Source organism: Curtobacterium sp. APC 4022 (genome assembly GCF_030407555.1).
Taxonomy (GTDB): domain Bacteria; phylum Actinomycetota; class Actinomycetes; order Actinomycetales; family Microbacteriaceae; genus Curtobacterium.
Genome location: NZ_JASDDD010000063.1, coordinates 1 through 18,272 on the forward strand (window position 1 = coordinate 1; position 18,272 = coordinate 18,272).

Here is an 18,272-nt window from a genome sequence, read left to right on the forward strand (position 1 = left end):
GCTGCCGTTCGGTAGAGCGACCACCGTCCGACCCCTGACCACGCGGGGGCGCCTCGTCACCCTCGGCGCGCTGGGCGCCGTCGCGGCACTCGCCCTCACCGGCTGCGCGAGCAACGGGACCGCCTCGGGCGACGCCACCGAGACCTCCGGCAAGGTGGCCCGCGTCACGGTCACCCTGACGAACGACGGTTCCGACCGCTGCGCCGTGAGCAGCAGCACGGTCGGCGCCGGCCCCGTGACCTTCACCGTGAAGAACGAGTCGTCGACTGCCATCACCGAGGTCGAGCTGCTGCAGGACCAGCGGATCCTCGGCGAGAAGGAGAACCTGGCGCCGGGACTCGACCCCGTCTCGTTCACCGCGACGCTGACCGGCGGGAAGTACCAGGTGTACTGCCCCGGTGCGGAGCACGAGCTCACCGGCCTGACCGTCACCGGGTCCGTCAAGTCGACCGCGAACAGCAGTGCCGCGAGCCTGCTGCAGGACGGCACGAAGGGCTACGCCGAGTACGTCGACGGCCAGGTCACCGACATGGTGACCGCGGTCGACAAGCTCAAGACCGACGTCGACGCCGGCGACCTGGCAGCGGCGAAGACCGACTACGCGAACGCCCGCCCGTACTACGAGCACGTCGAGAGCGACGTCGACGGCTTCGTGAAGAAGGGCCACAAGGCGACGGACAACGCCGGCAACCTCGACTACCTCATCGACATGCGGGCCTCGAACGCCGACCCGGCCGTCGGCTGGAGCGGCTTCCACGCCGTCGAACGCGACCTGTTCGCGAACGGTGCGATCACCGCCGACACGAAGCGGTACGCCGACGACCTGGCCACGAACGTGCACCTGCTCGCGAAGCTCGTGCCGACGCTCGACTACAAGCCCGAGGACCTGGCCAACGGGGCCGCCGGACTGCTCGAAGAGGTCCAGTCGAACAAGATCACCGGCGAGGAAGAGGCCTACAGCCACATCGACCTCGTCGACCTCGCCGCCAACGTCGAGGGCTCCCGGCAGGCCTTCGCGTACCTCAAGCCCGGACTGACCAAGGTCGACCCGGCGCTGACGAAGCAGATCGCCCAGCAGTTCGACGCCACGAACACGCTCATGGACGGCTTCCGGAACGCCGACGACCTGGGCGGCTTCGACAGCTGGGACGCCAGTGCCAAGGCGGCGCACGCGAACGCGATCTCGCAGCAGGTGCAGGCGCTGCAGGACCCGCTGTCCCGCCTGGCCGAGAAGGTCGCCACGGCGTGAACGGCCGCAATGACCGGGACACCGCCGAGGACGACACCCGCGGGGTCTCCCGCCGGGGGCTGCTCGGCGCGGGTCTGGCCGTCGCCGGAGCCGGAGTCGGCGCGGCCGCGGGCATCGCCGGGTCCGCCGTGGCGAGCGGGGTCGACCCGTTCACCGCGGCGGCGAACGGCGACGAGTCGGTCGACATGTCGCGCAGCCACCCGTTCTACGCGACCACCGCCGGTGCACCCCAGGGTGGTATCCGGACCGATCCGCAGCGGCACTGCGTGTTCATGACGTTCGACCTGACGCTCGGCACCGCGACCGAGCTGCAGGTACTGCTCGCCCGCTGGTCGGCCGCGATCGCGCAGCTGCAGGCCGGCCAGACCATCGGCAGCGTCGAACCCGCCCACGGTGACGGCGTCGGCGCGGACACCGGCGAGGCGCTCGACCTCGGGCCCGCGTCCCTCACCGTCACGGTCGGCCTCGGCCCCGGGGTGTTCGACGAGCGCTTCGGCCTGGCCGGCAAGCGTCCGGCGGACCTGACCGAGCTGCCGTCCCTGCCGAGCGACCGCTTCGAGTCCGGCCTGTCCGGCGGCGACCTGTCCCTGCAGGCCTGCGCCGACGACCCGCAGGTGGCGTACCACGCGGTCCGCGACCTGGCCCGGATGGCCCGGGGGAGCGCGACCGTCAAGTGGACCGTCCTGGGCTTCGGTCGGGCTTCGGCCGGGCCGACCCAGGCGACCCCGCGGAACCTGATGGGCTTCAAGGACGGCACCCGCAACATCACGACCGACGCCGAGCACGACCGCTTCGTGTGGCTCGACGACGACGCCGACTGGATGGCCGGCGGCACCTACCAGGTGGTCCGGAAGATCCGGATGAACCTGGAGATCTGGGACGCCGACGTCGTCAGCGACCAGCAGCGGGTGTTCGGGCGGACGAAGGTCAGCGGCGCGCCGCTCTCCGGCGGGCAGGAGCACACCACGCCGGACTTCCACGCGACCGCCCACGGCCAGCCCGCGATCGACCCCCGCTCGCACGTCGCCCTCGCGGCACACGAGGCGAACGGCGGCGTGAAGATCCTGCGCCGCGGTTACAACTACACGGATGGCCTCAACCAGTACGGGCAGCTCGACGCCGGGCTGCTGTTCGTGGCGTACATGAACGACCCGGACCACTTCACGCGGCTGCAGCGGAAGCTCGGCGCGTCGGACCGGCTCAACGAGTACATCGCGCACATCGGGTCGGCGGTCTTCGCGGTCCCGCCGGCACCCCGCAAGGGTTCCTACATCGGCGAGCAGCTCTTCCGCTGACACCGGCCGGTCGACGGGTGTGAGAGGGGTGTCCTCCGCCGTTTCCCTGGAGGCGGAGGACACCCGCGTCGCGGGGTCCGATCGGGCGGAACCACCGTCCGGCGACCCGGCGCGACGCATCGCGCATGGCGACGGGTGCAGCGTACCGCGGTGACATGCGCGGACCGACCGTGCTGTCCGCGAGCGGCTGCTAGACGTCGTGCCACGGGCCTCCCGCCCTGCCGGTTGGCCGAGCGTCCGCTCGGCACACGCACGACGGCACAGGCCCGACAGCACTCGCCCGACGGCACACGCACGACGGACCCGCCCACCGGTCGGTGGACGGGCCCGTCAGGGTCGGCGAGGCCGGGAGGCGCGTCAGCCCTCCGAGCGCTCGCTCACGTCGTGCGCGGCACGCTTCCGGCGGACCACCAGCAGTGCGGTCAGCCCGGCGAGGAGCAGCAGCCCGGCCGTGAGGGCCGGTGCCGCGAGCTCGGCACCCGTGTAGGCGAGGTCCCCGCCGTCGGCGGTGTCGATCCCGCCACCGCTGATCGGCACGACACCGCTGCCGGTGCCACCGAGGCCGGAGTCACCGGAGCCCTCGTCGCCGGAGCCGCCGTCAGCACCGCCGGGAACGGGGGTCGGCGTCGGGTCGGAGCCGTCGGTGGGGTCACCCGGACCGGTACCCGGGTCCGTACCGGGGTCCGGGACGACCGCGAGGGGGATGGCCACCGCCAGCGTGATCTGCTGCCCGTTCGGCAGTTCCACGACGAGCGGCTCGTCCGAGGTCTCGACCGCCGTGGCGGCCAGGCGCGATGCGGTCGACGGCGCTGCCGGCTGGGCGACGCCCGACTCGGGGACCGCGAAGGTCAGCGAGGCGCGACCCTGCTCGTCGGTCTTGTCGACGACCGTGGTGTCGATCGGGCTCGTGGCGAGCACCTGGTCCCCGGCCGAGACCGAGACGTCACCTCTCTGGTCGCCGGCGTTGCTGAACACCAGCGAGGACAGGTCGACCGTGACTTCGTCACCGGGCTGGAAGCCGCCCTCGGGGACCGGCGTGGTGGTGACACCGACCGCGCGCTGGTCCATCGGCGGCTCGACCGCATCGTGCGCTGCGAAGTAGTCCGCCTGCGCCTGCAGGTCGACCTGACCCGAGTCCGCCTTGTTCGTGCCCCCGGCGAAGGCCGCGAAGTTGTCGCCACCGGTCGAGAGGAACGAGTTGACGGTGACCTTGACGGTCTGGTCGAGGGCGATCGGCTCGCCGTCGAGGGTCATGCCGGTGATGCGCTCGCCGCGGCCCGCGGACGGGTCGTACGTGTAGGCGAAGCCGTTCGAGACGCCGAGCTTGAGGAATGGACGCTCGAGGCCGTCCGGCTGCCACTGCTGCTCGAGCGCGTCCTTGAGCTGCTGACCGGTGAGGTCCTCGGTGACCAGGGTGTTCGCGAACGGCTGGACCAGCGCGGCCTCCTTGTAGGAGACACTGCCGTCCTCGTCACCGGCGCCGCTGGAGGCGTAGACGAGGTCGGTGCGGAGGCCGCCCGGGTTCATGAAGGCGATCTGGGACCCCTGGCGTTCGGTGGCCCAGCGCTGCACCTCGGCGATGTTGTTGCCGAGCGTCGACTCGCCGCCGCGGTTCTCGGTCGTGCCGTCGGACTGCACGGCGCGGCGCAGGTCACCGGTGATGGTGCCGAGCTGCTCCTTGCCCTTGACGTCCGCGATCGCCTTCGCGTCGGCGACCGTCTTCGTGACGGCGTCGACCGAGGTGGTGTCGGCGGGCTTCGCGGTCGCGGTGTTGAGCGGCAGGACCTCGGCGCTGATGCCGGTGAGCTTCCGGTCCGCGCCGACGGTCAGCTGCAGGTGGCCGTAGTTCATGCCGTACGAACCGGTCTGGATCACCGGGCGGACGGTGCCGTCCGGGCCGGCGATCTCGTGGTCGTACTTCGCGTGCGTGTGCGCCGAGACGATCGCGGCGACCTTCGAGGACACCTTCCCGGTGATCTGGCCGAAGGCACCGCTGCCGGTCGCGTCGCTGAGCGCGCTCGTGGTGGCCCCCTCGTGGACGAGCAGGACGAGGACGTCCGCCTCGCCGTTCGCGGCGTCGCCGTCGGTGAGCTCGTCGGCGTAGCGGTTCACCGAGCTGACGATCGGGGCCATCGCGAGGCCCTGCACGCCACCGGGGCTCACGAGCCCGGGGATCAGCGCCTCGGTGGTCGCGCCGATGAAGCCGACCTTGACGCCGCCCTTCTCGACGATCGACCACGGGGTGAACGCCGGGTCGGTGGTGCCCTGCTTGACGATGTTCGCCGAGATGTACGGCCAGGTCGCCCGGTCCTCGATGCGCCCGGTCAGGTCGTCCTGACCCTTGTCGAGCTCGTGGTTGCCGATCGCGCTGACGTCCAGGTGCATCTGGTTGAGGACGTCGATCGTCGGGTCGTCCTGCTGCACGAAGGACGTGAAGGTCGAGGCGCCGACGTTGTCGCCCGCGCTCGTGAAGATGGTGTTCGGGTTCGCCTCGCGCTGCGCCTGCACGACGGCGGCGAGCTTCGCGGCACCCGCGGCCTTGTCGGCCGTCGTGCCCTCGGACTCGATGCGGCCGTGGAAGTCGTTGACGTCGACGATGTCGATCGTCGTGGACGCGGGTTCTGCGGCGGAGGCGGTGGTCGGGGCGCCGAGGGCGACGAGGACCCCGGCGGTGGCGAGGGCGGTGCCGGCGACGATGCCGCGCCTCCGCCTGGTGGTCTCGGGGGTGTGGGACGGGCTCATCGGTGTGAGGACTCCTGGTGTGGTGGTTCCGCCCCCGGACGGAGGACGCGACCTGCCGAACCTACGAAGATCCACAGGCGACACGCCAGACTCCGGGCGGCGGCGTCACATGATGTTCAACTGGCCGTGACACCGCCGCCCCACGGGCCCGGTCAGTCGCGGCCGAACGCACCCTTCGCCCGCTCGACGACCTCGGCGGCCATCGCCTTCGCGGAGTCCTTGACGACGTCGAACTCCACCGGGTCGCCCTTGAGCAGGCTCTTCGCGGTGTTCATCGCGTACTCGGCGGTGATGTGCGGCGGCAGCGGCGGGACGCTCCGGCTGACGTAGGCGTCGATGAGCGTGACGCCCTGGTGCGCGAAGGCACGCTCGACTGCGGCGTCCACCTCGTCGTCGCTGTGCACCGCGATGCCCTGGAAGCCGAGCAGTTCGGCGTACCCGGCGTAGTCCATCGTCTCGACGTCCTGCGAGCCGCGCCAGATCGGGTTGCCGTCCTCGGTGCGCATCTCCCACGAGACCTGTCCGAGGTCGTCGTTGTGCATGACGACGATGACCAGCTGCTTGTCCTGCCAGCGGTCCATGTACTTCTTCACGGTGATGAGCTCGTTCATGCCGAGCATCTGGAAGGCGCCGTCGCCGATCGTGCACACCGCCGGGCGGTCCGGGAACGCGAACTTCGCCGTGACGGCGTACGGCATCGCCGCGAGCATCGTCGCCAGCCGGCCGGACATGTCGCCGTGCATGCCACGGCGCAGCCGGATGTGGTGGCCGTACCAGTCCGCCGTGGTGCCGGCGTCGCAGGTGACGGTGACGCCCTCGGGCAGCCGGTCGTTCACCGCGCGGACGACCCGGCGCGGGTTGACCCCGTCGCTGTACGCGACCTCGGCCTGGCGGCCCATCTCGGCCTCCCACTCACGCATCTCCTCGGCGAGTTTCTCCTGCCAGCCGAGGTCGTCCTTCTGCTCGAGCAGCGGCAGCAGGGCGTCGAGTGTGGCACCGACGTCACCCCACATGTTGAGTTCGTTCGGGTACCGCAGGCCCAGCTGCTCGGGCTTGATGTCGACCTGGATTCCGCGGGCCTGCCCGACCTTCGGCAGGTACTCGCCGTACGGGTAGTTCGTGCCCAGGAGCACGATCGTGTCGCACTCCTTGATCTGGGTCAGGCTCGGGCGCGACCCGAGCAGCCCGACCTGCTGCGTGTGGAACGGCACGTCCGAGGGCACGACGTCCTTGCCGCGCAGCGCGGTGATGATCCCGGCGCCGGCCTTCCCCGCCGCTGCGAGCACCTGGTCGGTGGCACCGCGTGCTCCGGCGCCGACCAGGAAGGTGACCTTCTCGCCGGCGTTGATGATGTCCGCCATCTTGCGGATGTCCTCGGCCGGCGGCGTGATCCGGGTCGAGGCCGGAACGTCGCTCGACCGCGAGACCCAGTGCTCGGCACTTGGCTCCGACCAGGGCATGGCCTGCACGTCGTGGGGGAGGACGACCACCGCCGGCTGCTTCCGGAGCATCGCGGTGCGGAACGCCGTGTCGAGGACGACCCCGGCGGCGTCCGGCGTCGTGATGGTCTGCACGTAGCAGGCGACGTCGGCGAAGACCCGCTCCAGGTTCGACTCCTGCTGCGTGAACGTGCCGACGGCTGCCAGACCCTGCTGCCCGACGATCGCGACGACCGGCTGGTTGTCCATCTGCGCGTCGTACAGCCCGTTGAGCATGTGGAAGGCGCCGGGGCTCGACGTGGCGATGCAGACGCCGACCTCACCGGTGAACTTCGCGTGCGCCGTCGCCATCAGCGCCGCGATCTCCTCGTGCGTCGGGCGGATGTACTCGACGCCCTCGCCGGCACGGTCGGCCTTGCCGAGGGCGCCGTCGAACTCGCCGATGCCGTCGCCCGGGTAGCCGTAGACGCGCGTGACGCCCCATGCCTTGATGCGGTCGAGGACGAATTCGCTGACGTTCTGGCTCATGCCTCCAGGGTGCTCCGGAGCCTCCTCAGGATTCCCAGCACCGCCGGGTCCGGACTCACTCGACCGCGATGAGTGGCCGGAGCGTCCGGTGCGCGATTCGGAGGCCCTCCAGCACCTTGTCGTCCTCCCCGCCCCAGAGCGGGTCCTCGTGCTCGACGCTCAGCGTGCCGTCGAAGCCGGCCTCGTACAGCCGGTCGACCACGTGCGGCCAGTCGACCACCCCGCGTCCGGGCACGCGGAACCGCCACCAGCCCATGTCCCACGGGTCGTCGCCCTTGTCGACCTTGCCGAAGAAGCCGTACCGGTTGCGCTGCTCCGGGAACAGCTCGAGGTCCTTCGCCTGCGCGTGCACGATGTGCTCGGCGAACGGCAGGATCGTCTCGACCGGGTCGATGCCGATCCACGTCAGGTGCGACGGGTCCCAGTTCAGGCCGAAGCCGAGCCCGGTGACCCACTCCCAGAGCTCCGGCGAGTACGCGATGTTGCCCGGGTACCCGTCCGGGTGCCAGCCCTCCATGACGCAGTTCTCGATGATCAGGCGGACCCCGCGCTCCCCGGCGTAGTCGAGCAGCTCGGGCAGGACCCGGTCGCCCTCGACCATGTTCTCGCGGACGCTCTTGGTGTTGTCGCGGCCGATGAACGTGCCGACGTAGGGGACCCCGAGGCGCTGCGCGGCGTCGACCGCGTGCTTGAGGTGCGTGTGGACCTCGTCGCGGCGGGCCGGGTCCTGGTGCAGGTTGTTCTCGTAGTACGCCAGCGCGGAGATCTCGAGCCCGGTGCGGTCGAGCAGCTCCCGCGTGGACTGGACGTCCTCGTCGGTGAGGGTCGCCACGGGCAGGTGCGCCGCCTCGAAGTCGCGGCCACCGGTGCCGGGCCAGACGGCGACCTCGAGCCGCTCGTAGCCCTGACCGCTCGCGAAGTCCGCGATGCGGCCGAGGTCCCACCCCGGCAGACAGGCCGTCAACATCCCGAGCTTCATCGGATCTCCCTCCAGGCGCGGTCGCCGGCACTGGCGACCACGCTGTCGATGATGCGTGCCGACCGGGCGCCGTCCACGAAGGTCGGCAGACCCTCCGGCGCGCTGCCCGTGGTGACGGCGGTGTAGGTGTCGGCGACGAACGCGGCGAACGCGTCGACGTAGCCCTGCGGATGACCGGACGGCACGACCGCCAGACGCCGCTGGTCGGGGGAGCCCTGGGACGGGTCGCGGACGACGATCTGCGCTCCGGTCTCGTTGCCGAACCAGGCGGACTCCGGCTGCTCCTGGTCGAAGGCCGCGGAGCCGAGCATGCCGTCCACCTCGAACCACAGGCGGTTCTTCCGGCCGGCGGAGACCTGCGAGATGACGACGTTGCCGATCCGGCCGCTGCCGGTGCGGAAGGTCGCGACCGCGGTGTCCTCGGTGGTGACCTCGGCGCGCTCGCCGGCGTCGGCGATCGGGTCCGGGTCGGGGGTGCCGGAGAACGAGGGGCCCGACGCTGCCGGACGGGTCGGGTACACGATGTCGGTGACGGCGCTGACCGAGTCGAACTGCTCGCCGGTGACGAACTCGACCAGGTCGCACCAGTGCGAGCCGATGTCCGCGAAGGCCCGCGACTGCCCGCCCGCGCCGGAGTCGACCCGCCACGAAGAAGCGTCGGAGTCGAGCATCCAGTCCTGCAGGTAGTGGCCGTGCACGGCGAGCACCCGGCCGAGCTGCCCGTCGGCGATGCGGGAGCGGATCTCGCGGACCATCGGGTGGTACCGGTAGACGAAGGGCACGGTCGCCACGACCCCGGCCTCGGCGGCGGCCCGTTCGAGCTCGTCGGCCTGCTCCGCGGACACCGCGAGGGGCTTCTCGCACACGACGTTGATGCCGGCGCGGATCACCGCGAGGGCCTGCGGGTGGTGCTGGTCGTTGGGCGTGCAGATGTGCACGACGTCCGGGCGGTCGGCGATCACCGCGTCCAGGTCGGCGTACCCGTGCTCGAGGCCCAGCTGCTCGGCGACCTGCTCGGAGCGCTCCCGGTTCCGACCGAGGACCCCCACCACGTCGGCACCGGCGGCACGCGCAGCCCGGACGTGCACGGCGGCGATCATGCCCGTGCCGACGACCGCGACGCGGAGTCGTGCACCCCGCGGTGTCGTCGCCCGTGGTGGACCGGCCAGCTGCTGCCCCACATCGGGTGCGTGGACGTTGCCCTCTGTCGTCATGGTGCTCCCTCGCGCCGTGTCGACGCTCCCGCGCGTCGACACCGCCACCACCGTAGCGCCGAGGACCGGCCCCGTTCGGGATCCGGTGAGTACGGTCTGGGGCATGGCGAGCCTCCAGACCACATTGCTCATCCTCGGAGCCAGCGGCGACCTGTCCAAGCGGCTGTTGCTGCCCGGCCTCGCGACGCTCCTCGACGTCAAGGAGGACTGGGAGATCCAGCTCGTCGGCGCCGGTGTCGAGGACCTCTCGGACGCTGATTGGAAGCAGCTCGTGCACGAGGCGTTCGAGAACGCTCAGGCGTCGAAGAACGAGGAGGACGAGGGCGCGACCGGCGAGACGGCGCTGACCCCGCGCCTCCAGGCCGTGGTCGACGGGTCCTCGTACCGCAAGGCCGACGTCACGTCGCCGGACGACCTGAAGACGTTGCTCGGCGACTGCCACTTCGACCCGGCCATCTACTTCGCCCTGCCGCCCGCGGTGACCGAGAAGAGCTGCGAGCAGTTGGCGAAGACGGACCTCCCCGCGCGCACGCGGCTGGCCCTCGAGAAGCCGTTCGGCACCGACGCCGCGAGCGCCGAACACCTCAACGACCTGCTGCACTCGTTCCTGCCGGAGTCGCGGATCCACCGCGTCGACCACTTCCTCGGTCGCTCCACGGTGCTCAACCTGCTCGGTCTGCGCTTCGCGAACCGCATCATCGAACCGCTGCTGTCCTCCCAGCACGTCGAGCGCGTCGACATCGTCTACGACGAGACCCTCGGACTGGAGGGACGTGCCCGCTACTACGACAAGGCCGGCGCCCTGGTCGACATGATCCAGAGCCACCTGCTGCAGGTGATGGCGGTCGTCGCCATGGAGGCGCCCGCGTCGATCGACGCCGAGGACCTGCGGACCCAGAAGGAGCTCGTCCTCCGCGCCGTCCGCCCCTGGGGCGGCGACCCGCTGACGGCGGGCAAGCGCGCCCGCTACACGGCCGGCACGGTGGGGGACCGCTCGATGCCGTCGTACGTCGACGAGGACGGGGTGGACCCGTCGCTCGGCACCGAGACCCTGGCGCAGCTGAAGCTCGAGGTCGCCAACTGGCGCTGGGCCGGGGTGCCCTTCACCCTGCGCTCCGGCAAGGCCCTCGGCAAGCAGCGCCGCGAGATCCTCATCACGTTCAAGGACTCGCCGCACGTGCCCGACGGCCTGACCGGGGCGCACAAGCCGGACCGTCTGTGCATCTGGATCGCGCCGGACGAGATGCAGCTCGAACTCAACGTCAACGGCCCGGGCGACCCGTACACGATCGACCACACCGCGCTCGAGGTGACGTTCAACCCCGGCCGGCTCAGTGCCTACGGGGAGGTCCTCGCCGGGGTGCTCGAGGGCGACGCGACCCTGTCCGTCCGTGGCGACAGCGCCGTGCAGGGGTGGAAGGTCGTCGAGCCGTTCCTGCAGCTCTGGCGTTCTGGCGAAGCCCCGCTCGACGAGTACGCGGCCGGGTCGGGTGGGCCGGAAGACTGGGACAACGTCGACTCGTGACGCTGCCTCGTCGCGGTGTCTCGTGACGCCGCCTCGTCGCGGTGCCTCGTAGCGGGGCAGGCGTAGCGTTCGGAGACGTGACCACCACAGACGACGTCCTGCAGACCGTTCCCGAACCCGCCGGTGCCGACATCCGTGTCGAGACCGTCCACTACGACTCCGAGGGCACCGACCTCGAAGGGGTCCTGGCGAAGGACGCAGCCGTCGCCGGTCCGCGCCCGGCCGTCCTCGTCATCCACGACTGGCACGGGGTGAACGAGCACGTCGAGGCACGCGTGACGATGCTCGCGCGCCTGGGCTACGTGGCCTTCGGCGCCGACGTCTACGGTGCTGGCATCCGCCCGGGTGACGACACCGCAGCCGAGGTGGCCGGTCGCTTCTACGGCGACAACGCCCTCTTCCGCACCCGCCTGCGCGCCGGACTCGACCGCCTGCTCGCCGACCCCGACGTCGACGCGTCGAAGGTCGTCGTGATGGGCTACTGCTTCGGTGGCTCGGGTGCGCTCGAGCTCGCCCGCACGGGTGCCGACCTGGTCGGAGCGGTCTCGTTCCACGGCGGACTCATCGCGCACGACCCCTCGGACGCGGACCAGATCCGCGCGAAGCTCCTGGTCCTCACCGGCGGTGCGGACCCGGTCGTGCCGGACGAGGCCGTGCACGCGTGGCAGGACGAGATGCGTGGGGTGTCGCACGTCGACTGGCAGGTCGTCACCTACGCGGACGCCATGCACGCCTTCGCCGTCCCGGGCACCGACGCACCGGACCACGGCGCGCAGTACCAGGAGCGTGCCGACCGTCGCTCGTGGCAGGCGCTGCAGGTGTTCCTCGCCGAGGTGTTCGACCAGGAGCCGACGGTCGCCTGAGCACCGCGTGCCGTGCTCCACGACACGCCGGGCACGGCACGCTGGGGCGCTCGATTGGCGCTGCGCCCGGAGCTGTTGTAGAGTCTTCCACGGCTCGCAAGGGCCACTGCGCTCGTAGCTCAATGGATAGAGCATCTGACTACGGATCAGAAGGTTGGGGGTTCGAGTCCCTTCGAGCGCACCGAGTAACCGTCAGGGAGAACCCAGGCGCAGGAAATGCCCCGCAGCAAGTTGGCTGCGGGGCATTTCTTCGTTGTGGGGACTGGCACGAGCCAGGAACCGCACCGCGTCGGGCCTGCCCCTGATGAGGGGTATTCACGTCTGCGCTTGCTGGGTACGCTCACAGGGCTTCACACAGCCCGCACCAAGGAGACCCGATGGCCCAGTACCAGCCCGCGCCCGTCATGCCCGACCAGACCCCGCCGAAGCGCTCGAGCCCGCTCGGCCTCACGGCGCTCATCATCGGCATCGTCGCGATCATCGGCTGCGCGATCCCGATCGTGAACTTCATCTCGATCTTCCTCGGCGTCGTCGCCGTGGTCCTCGGCATCATCGCCATCGTGCAGAAGAACCGCACCCACGGACTCGCGATCGCCGGAACGATCCTCGGCGCGATCGCACTCATCGTCGGCATCGCGACGGCGAGCGTCTACGCGGCGGCGTTCAACAGCGTGTCTGACGCCCTCGAGACGTCCGCTCCCGTCGCGACCGATCCGGCAGCGCCCAGCACCGACGCCCCGGCGCCGTCTGATGCCGCTTCGGACACCGCTGCGAAGCCGGTAGCCGGAGACCGGACCGTGCACTACGAGGTCACCAGTGACGGCAAGACGCTCAACAGCGTGACCTACCTGACGTTCAACAACGGAGCCAGCTCGACCGAGCAGGCCAACGGAACCGCGGCTCCGTTCTCGAAGGACGTCAAGATCGAGGACGACGGGCTGTTCGAGTCGAGCCTGTTCTCGCTCGTGGCGCAGGCTGGTGAAGACGCGACCACGATCACGTGCAAGATCACCGCGGACGGGAAGACGATCCAGGAGGCGACGTCGACCGGTCCGTACGCCGTTGCGACCTGCTCGGGTAGCGCGGAGTAGCACTCGCGAGAGTCACGAGGCCATCGCCAGCGGCTCGCTGGCGATGGCCTCGTGCGTTGTCGATGGAGTCTGACGCGGGCTTCGATCGCCGTGCCGGATCTGCGGCCGCAGTGCACAAGGTGTTCCGCCGTCGTACACTCGCAGGATGGTGACCACCGAGGAGTACGCGAACGAGCACGGGATCTCACCGCGCCGTGTCCGCGCCCTCGCAGCGGCTGGCCGCATTCCGGCACAGCGCGTCGGCTCGTCCTGGGCGATCGAGGCCGGAGCGCGGCATGAGGCCTCCCGCGCTCCGCGCCCGATGGGTGGCAAGATGCGTGCGCTGCTGATCCGCGCCTTGCGTGATCAGAGCCTGGTCGGGCTCACGGGGCCAGATCGGATCCGTGTCGCACGGCACCTGGCTGCCCTGCGCACCGCAGACGAGCCGGCGTCGCTGCTCCGCGCCTGGTTCCGAGACGATGTCCCGACGGGGTGGTCGCCGGGCGAACTGATCGTTCGGCAGGCCCACGAAGGACGGGACGACCGCGTCACCGCGTTGGTGCGACGCCCACGCCGGACCTTCGCGTCGACGCCCGAGCGCCTGGCCCGGGCGATCACCGACGAGCGGACGATCCGACAGCTCTCGCGGGCCGAGCTCGCGGCCCGCGCCGGCGTCGCAGCGGACGTGCTGGCCGACCTCGAACGCGGGCGACTGGGCGTCGGTGTCGGCGCGATGCGGAGTGTCCTCCGAGCGCTCGACGTGGAGCCGCTCGCGCTGCCGTCTGTGACCATGGAGCCAGGCCGATGAGCGGCACCGGACCTGCCGTGCTCGCCGCGTGGCTGGAGGGCCGGTACGTCGGGGAGTTCGTCCGGTCGGAACACGGCGAAGTCTCGTTCCACTACGCGCCCGATGCCCCGGACGCACCCGTCTCGTTGTCGCTCCCACGGGACGGGTCAGGCGCCCGCCGTGCAGCTGGGCGCTTCCTGCGCGGTCTGCTGCCCGATCGCGACGGGGCACGGGTCTGGATGCAACGCGCCACGGGCGCTGCGTCGACGGACACGTTCGACCTGCTCGCCGCGGTCGGCGGGGACGTCGCCGGTGGCCTCGTCCTGCTGCCGTCCGGCGTCGAACCGGGCGCCGTGGAGGGCGAAGTGAACCCGGCGTCGGAGGACGCGATCGCCTTCCGCGTCCGCACACTCCACGACGAAACGGACCACTGGTACGAGCGGTCCGAGCCGGCACGGTTCTCGCTCGCCGGTTCGCAGCCGAAGTTCGCACTCGCCGACGTGGCCGGCGACTGGTACTGGTCGAACGCCGCCGTTCCCTCGACGCACATCCTGAAACCGGCGGCTCGTCGGCACCCGGGGCTCGAGGTCGCCGAGGTCGCGGCAGAGTCCCTCGCCAGCGACATTGGCATCCCGGCCCCGCACGCCCGGATCCTCGAGGTCGTCGGGGAGCGGGCGTACCTCGTCGAGCGTTTCGACCGAGAACGGCTCGAGAGCGGGTTGGCTCGTCGACTGCACGCCGAGGACCTCGCGCAGGCGCTCGGTCGGGATCCGGACGAGAAGTACGGCGTCTCCGCGGACCAGGTCGTCCGACTCCTCCGGAGGCACGACGCAACCGGAGGGGTCGCCGCAGACTTCGTCCGGCAACTCGCGTTCAACACGGTCATCGGCAACGCGGACGCGCACGCCAAGAACTACTCGGTGCTGCTCCGGCCCGGCGGCATCCGCCTCGCGCCGATCTACGACGCGGTGCCGACCCGCCTCTGGGACGGCTACGACGAGCGCCTGGCGATGCCGATCGCTGGTCGGGTGCATCCGCGGGAGGTCACGATCGACCACTGGGTGAAGTTCGCGCGGGCAACGGGTCTGGACCCCGATCGTGTCGTCGAGGACGTGCGCGCGGTCGCCACCGCGGTCCGGGAACGGGCCGAGAGCGCTTGGGGAGCCCTGCCGGACCGCGGACGTGCTTCGCTTCAGCCCAGCAGCTGCACGAGCGCGACGACGAAGAGCACGAACGCGACGCCGGCAGCGGTGGACCGCAGGACGTTGATGCGTTCCCACCGCACCACGACGCGCTTCCAGTCGGCCGGCGGGTGTTCCGGATCCCAGTCGTTCACGCGGATGTTGATCGGCACGGTGCCGAGGAACGACGCCAGGACGAACACCACCAGGGCCACCATCGCGGCGATCCGCCAACCGAGGCCGTCGTCGGCTCCGCTCAGCACGAGGACGGCGACGGACGCCAGGACGGCCGGCACCATCAGGATCGGGACGACGACCTTGAGGGACTTCACCAATGCGATCCGCGTGCGGAGGTGGACCTCGTCGGGCAGCGTCGCCATCGCGGGTTGGACGCCCCATCGCACGACGAACTCCTCACCGGCGAGCAGGCCCACGAGCACGAGTTGGACGACGAGCAGGACGCTCATCGGAGCCCCTCCGCTCCGCCGCGGCTGAGGGTGGCGAGACTGGACATGGTTCCTCCTGCGGTCGAGGACATCATCGTGTCCCGCGCCGCTCACGCGTCACTGACGCGGCACTGACGCGAGGCCGAGCGGCGCGAGGCCGAGCGGCCCGAGGCCACGGCGGTCCGGTCCCGGGTTCAGCCTGGCCACACCTCGCTCCGCCAGCCCACGCCGGCGTCCCGCTCGTACGCCAGCCGGTTGCTCGGCCCGTCCGCCGCCCCGCTCCAGAACAGCATCCGCAGCGGCGTCAGGGCGAACCCGCCCCAGGTCGGTTGCGGCGACAGCGGAGCGTCACCGTGCTCCCGCTCGAACGCCGCCCACCGGACCCGCCGGTCCGCCTCGGGCGCGACCGCCAGGTCGGTGTCGTTGATCCAGGCGAGCACCTGCAGGTACCGGGAGCGCGCGTCGTAGGCGATCCGCGCCTCCTGGTCGGTGACCGGTGCGACGTCACCGGTCACGGTCAGCTGCCGGGCCGCGTCCGGCCAGTGGATCGTGACGGAGGCCCGGGGCACGGCCGCCAGTTCGGCCGCCTTCCGACTGCGGATGTCGGTGTGGAAGTGCAGCCGCTGCCCGTCGAACGCCGACAGCAGGACGGTCCGTGACGACGGGTAACCGTCGAGGCCGATGGTGGCGAGCGTCATCGTCGGGGTGACGCCCGACCAGGTCGCCGGCAACCACGAGGCGGCCAGCGCGAGCGGGTCGGATGCGCCCGGCACCGCGCCCGACCCCGCGCCCGTCACCGCGGTCCGGCGGGGTCGAACCGGGCGATCTCGTGCAGGGAGGCCACCGCCTCGGCGAGCGAGTGCTGCCACAGCGCGGCCCCGTACGAGCGGGAGGCGCGACTCGCGTCCCCGACGACGCCGGCCGGCCCGAAGTCGTTGGACAACCAGCCGAAGGACACAGGTCCGCCGTTGAACGCGATCTTCTCGAACTCCGCCAGGTGGTCCGGCACCCACCGTTCGGCGAGGCGCATGTCGACCAGGTCCGGCCGCAGGTGCAGGATCATCGACGTCTCGGCGGCCCCACCGTGGATGCCGAAGCCGCGTTCGTCGGCGTCTTCGCCGTCCGGACCTGGTACGCGGGCCAGGGTCGGCATGAGGAACGTCTTCAGCCCGGTCTGCTTCCGGATCTCGCGCAGCGCGACCTGCAGCAGCGCCACGTTGCCGCCGTGCCCGTTCGCGAACACCAGCGTGCCGGCTCCGGTCAGGGCGACGGCCCGGCCGATCTGCACCACGGTGTCGAACATCGTGTCGGCGTCGAGCCACACCGTGCCGGGTGCCCAGCTGTGCTCGTCGGACTTCGTGAACGCCAGGGTGGGGAGCTGCCAGACGTCGAGCCCCTCGGCTGCGGCCTGCTCGACCGCGGCGCCGCCGATGTGGTCGGCGAGCAGGAAGTCGGTCAGCAGCGGCAGGTGTGGGCCGTGGTGTTCGATCGCGCCGGTGGGCTGGACGACGATCGTGTCGGCGGTGAACCCTGCGGCGACTGCCGGGCCGGAGAGCTCGGCCAGCTTGCGGGTGCCGGTCCGCGCGCCGGTCGTGCCCGCGCTCACTTGCCGAACCCGGGGACGGCGGGCTGCGCGGACGCCGTGGACCCGCCGGACTGCACCAGCGCGGGGTCGATGACGTGGCCCGGGTTGAGCAGCCCGTCCGGGTCGGTCTGCTGCTTCAGCGCGAGCAGTTCCTCGACCCCGTGGTCGACGTAGTACTGGTGCGGGCTGTGCACCCGGACGCCCAGGTCGTGGAGGAGCGGGTAGCCGGCGTAGACGTCCTCCGCCTCGGTGTAGGGCGCGGTGAGCATGCCGATCGGGCCGACGTGTGCCGCCTCGATGTGCAGCATCCCGCCCGGGTAGACGGCCTCGACCTCGGCGATCCGGTCGATCAGCGCCTCGCCGCCGACCTCGACGTGGAAGTACTCGGTGTCGGGGGTGTTCCGCTTCAGCCACCAGATCGGGTGGTTGTAGGACAGCATCGACACCTTCGTAGTCTGCTGCAGTCCCTCGCGGACGTCCTCGACCGTGCCGCCGGCCAGGCCGATCAGGTCGCGGGCCTCGTCGAGCGTGACGGCGTCGATGATGCCGCGGAGGCTCGCGCGGCCCGCGACGATGGCGGCGTCGGCCGGCAGGGTGGCCGCGACCTCTGCCCGGTCGGCGCTCACCAGGCGCGGCACCGGGTCCAGGCCGCGCAGGGTGCGGACGGCCGCGAGGGCCTGCTCGAAGCTCGGGAAGGACGCGTACACGGCACGCCAGTCCTGCAGTGGTTCGAGCCGGACGGTCGCGCGGGCGATGACGCCGGCGGTGCCGTAGGTGTGCACGAAGGGCTGGGCGGCGTCGCCCTCGACGTGGTGCAGGCCGGGCTCGCCGGGCAGCGCGATGTCGAGAGCGGTCACGAAGCCCTGCCAGTTCGACCCGTGCGCGATCGACCCGGTGCCGCCGGAGCCGCCGGACAGGAACCCGCCGATCGTCGACTGTGCGGTGGACGGGTACATCCAGAGCTGCTGCCCGGCCGCCGCTGCCGCCTGCTCGAGGGCGACCATCGAGGTGCCGGACTCGGCGGTGATCCAGCCGTCGCCGACCTCGACGACCGCGCGGGCCCGTGAGGTGTCGAGGACCAGCCCGCCGTGCAGCGGGATGCCCTGCCCGTAGTTGCCGGTGCCCTTGCCGCGGGTGGTGACGGGGACGCCGTGTCGGACGGCGGCGTGCAGGGTCGCCGCGATCTCGTCGGCGGACGCGGGCGAGGCGACGAGGTCGGCCAGCCCGAGCGGCAGCTGCTCGCTGAGGATCGGGCTCATCGTGGCCTCGTCGACCGAGGCGCGTTCGCGGGTGCGCTGGTCCGCGCTGACCCCGCGCTCGCCGAGCAGGTCGACGAGTTCGGCGCGGAGGGCCTCGAGTGCGGCGGGCG

Annotated in this window: 14 protein-coding genes, 1 tRNA gene and 1 pseudogene; 8 read left to right on the forward strand and 8 right to left on the reverse strand. The window is 71.3% G+C overall.

Annotation, left to right across the window (positions count from 1 at the left end):
* The coding region (efeO, locus tag QL987_RS15035; protein WP_356842014.1) for an iron uptake system protein EfeO at positions 1-1,249 on the forward strand (1,249 nt) is incomplete at its 5' end.
* Positions 1,246-2,544, forward strand: coding sequence for a Dyp-type peroxidase (locus QL987_RS15040; protein ID WP_290158406.1), 1,299 nt, complete (start codon positions 1,246-1,248; stop codon positions 2,542-2,544). The genes efeO and QL987_RS15040, both read left to right, overlap by 4 nt.
* Before the next feature lie 357 nt (positions 2,545-2,901).
* Here QL987_RS15040 and QL987_RS15045 read toward each other — a convergent pair whose 3' ends face one another.
* The 4 genes from QL987_RS15045 to QL987_RS15060 all read right to left on the reverse strand — a co-directional run bounded on the left by QL987_RS15045 (position 2,902) and on the right by QL987_RS15060 (position 9,446).
* Positions 2,902-5,286, reverse strand: coding sequence for a bifunctional UDP-sugar hydrolase/5'-nucleotidase (locus tag QL987_RS15045; protein WP_290158407.1), 2,385 nt, complete (start codon positions 5,284-5,286; stop codon positions 2,902-2,904).
* A gap of 152 nt (positions 5,287-5,438) precedes the next feature.
* Positions 5,439-7,253 (reverse strand): thiamine pyrophosphate-requiring protein, encoded by a 1,815-nt coding sequence (locus tag QL987_RS15050; protein ID WP_290158408.1) that lies wholly within the window; start codon positions 7,251-7,253, stop codon positions 5,439-5,441.
* Positions 7,254-7,308: 55 nt separating this feature from the next.
* Positions 7,309-8,232: a sugar phosphate isomerase/epimerase gene (locus QL987_RS15055; protein ID WP_290158409.1), complete on the reverse strand. Its 924-nt coding sequence runs from the start codon at positions 8,230-8,232 to the stop codon at positions 7,309-7,311.
* Complete coding sequence (locus tag QL987_RS15060) at positions 8,229-9,446, reverse strand: Gfo/Idh/MocA family oxidoreductase (RefSeq protein ID WP_290158410.1); 1,218 nt, start codon at positions 9,444-9,446, stop codon at positions 8,229-8,231. The genes QL987_RS15055 and QL987_RS15060 overlap by 4 nt, the downstream gene beginning before the upstream one ends.
* Before the next feature lie 103 nt (positions 9,447-9,549).
* Between QL987_RS15060 and QL987_RS15065 the strand changes: the two genes are divergently transcribed.
* The 6 genes and pseudogenes from QL987_RS15065 to QL987_RS16910 all read left to right on the forward strand — a co-directional run.
* Positions 9,550-10,971: a glucose-6-phosphate dehydrogenase gene (locus QL987_RS15065; protein WP_290158411.1), complete on the forward strand. Its 1,422-nt coding sequence runs from the start codon at positions 9,550-9,552 to the stop codon at positions 10,969-10,971.
* A 77-nt stretch (positions 10,972-11,048) separates the two neighbouring features.
* Complete coding sequence (locus QL987_RS15070) at positions 11,049-11,834, forward strand: dienelactone hydrolase family protein (protein ID WP_111074606.1); 786 nt, start codon at positions 11,049-11,051, stop codon at positions 11,832-11,834.
* A 108-nt stretch (positions 11,835-11,942) separates the two neighbouring features.
* Positions 11,943-12,015, forward strand: a tRNA-Arg gene (locus QL987_RS15075).
* Positions 12,016-12,211: 196 nt separating this feature from the next.
* Entirely contained in the window at positions 12,212-12,925 is a 714-nt protein-coding gene (locus tag QL987_RS15080; protein WP_290158412.1) for an MmpS family transport accessory protein, read from the forward strand.
* A gap of 145 nt (positions 12,926-13,070) precedes the next feature.
* Positions 13,071-13,712, forward strand: a complete 642-nt coding sequence (locus QL987_RS15085; RefSeq protein ID WP_290158413.1) for a helix-turn-helix transcriptional regulator — start codon at positions 13,071-13,073, stop codon at positions 13,710-13,712.
* Positions 13,709-14,770, forward strand: a pseudogene (locus tag QL987_RS16910) (HipA domain-containing protein); the annotation flags it as partial. The gene QL987_RS15085 and the pseudogene QL987_RS16910, both read left to right, overlap by 4 nt.
* 113 nt (positions 14,771-14,883) lie before the next feature.
* Here QL987_RS16910 and QL987_RS15095 read toward each other — a convergent pair.
* From QL987_RS15095 to QL987_RS15110, 4 genes are all read right to left on the reverse strand, one after another.
* A complete protein-coding gene (locus QL987_RS15095) occupies positions 14,884-15,339 on the reverse strand; it encodes a DUF1772 domain-containing protein (RefSeq protein WP_290158416.1) in 456 nt (151 codons plus the stop codon).
* Positions 15,340-15,512: 173 nt separating this feature from the next.
* On the reverse strand, positions 15,513-16,091 hold the full coding sequence (locus tag QL987_RS15100; protein WP_290158418.1) for a pyridoxamine 5'-phosphate oxidase family protein: 579 nt from the start codon (positions 16,089-16,091) through the stop codon (positions 15,513-15,515).
* A 20-nt stretch (positions 16,092-16,111) separates the two neighbouring features.
* Positions 16,112-16,924 carry a creatininase family protein gene (locus QL987_RS15105; RefSeq protein WP_290158420.1) on the reverse strand — a complete coding sequence of 271 codons (813 nt, stop codon included), beginning with the start codon at positions 16,922-16,924 and terminating at the stop codon, positions 16,112-16,114.
* Positions 16,921-18,272, reverse strand: a 1,352-nt coding sequence (locus QL987_RS15110; protein ID WP_290158422.1) for an FAD-binding oxidoreductase, incomplete at its 5' end; no start/stop codon positions are given. The genes QL987_RS15105 and QL987_RS15110, both read right to left, overlap by 4 nt.

Bases quoted from the DNA above. Each gene is read 5' to 3' on its own strand.
- QL987_RS15045 (WP_290158407.1), bottom strand. From the start codon at position 5,286: ATGAGCCCGTCCCACACCCCCGAGACCACCAGGCGGAGGCGCGGCATC.
- QL987_RS15050 (WP_290158408.1), bottom strand. From the start codon at position 7,253: ATGAGCCAGAACGTCAGCGAATTCGTCCTCGACCGCATCAAGGCATGG.
- QL987_RS15055 (WP_290158409.1), bottom strand. From the start codon at position 8,232: ATGAAGCTCGGGATGTTGACGGCCTGTCTGCCGGGGTGGGACCTCGGC.
- QL987_RS15060 (WP_290158410.1), bottom strand. From the start codon at position 9,446: ATGACGACAGAGGGCAACGTCCACGCACCCGATGTGGGGCAGCAGCTG.
- QL987_RS15065 (WP_290158411.1), top strand. From the start codon at position 9,550: ATGGCGAGCCTCCAGACCACATTGCTCATCCTCGGAGCCAGCGGCGAC.
- QL987_RS15080 (WP_290158412.1), top strand. From the start codon at position 12,212: ATGGCCCAGTACCAGCCCGCGCCCGTCATGCCCGACCAGACCCCGCCG.
- QL987_RS15085 (WP_290158413.1), top strand. From the start codon at position 13,071: ATGGTGACCACCGAGGAGTACGCGAACGAGCACGGGATCTCACCGCGC.
- QL987_RS15095 (WP_290158416.1), bottom strand. From the start codon at position 15,339: ATGAGCGTCCTGCTCGTCGTCCAACTCGTGCTCGTGGGCCTGCTCGCC.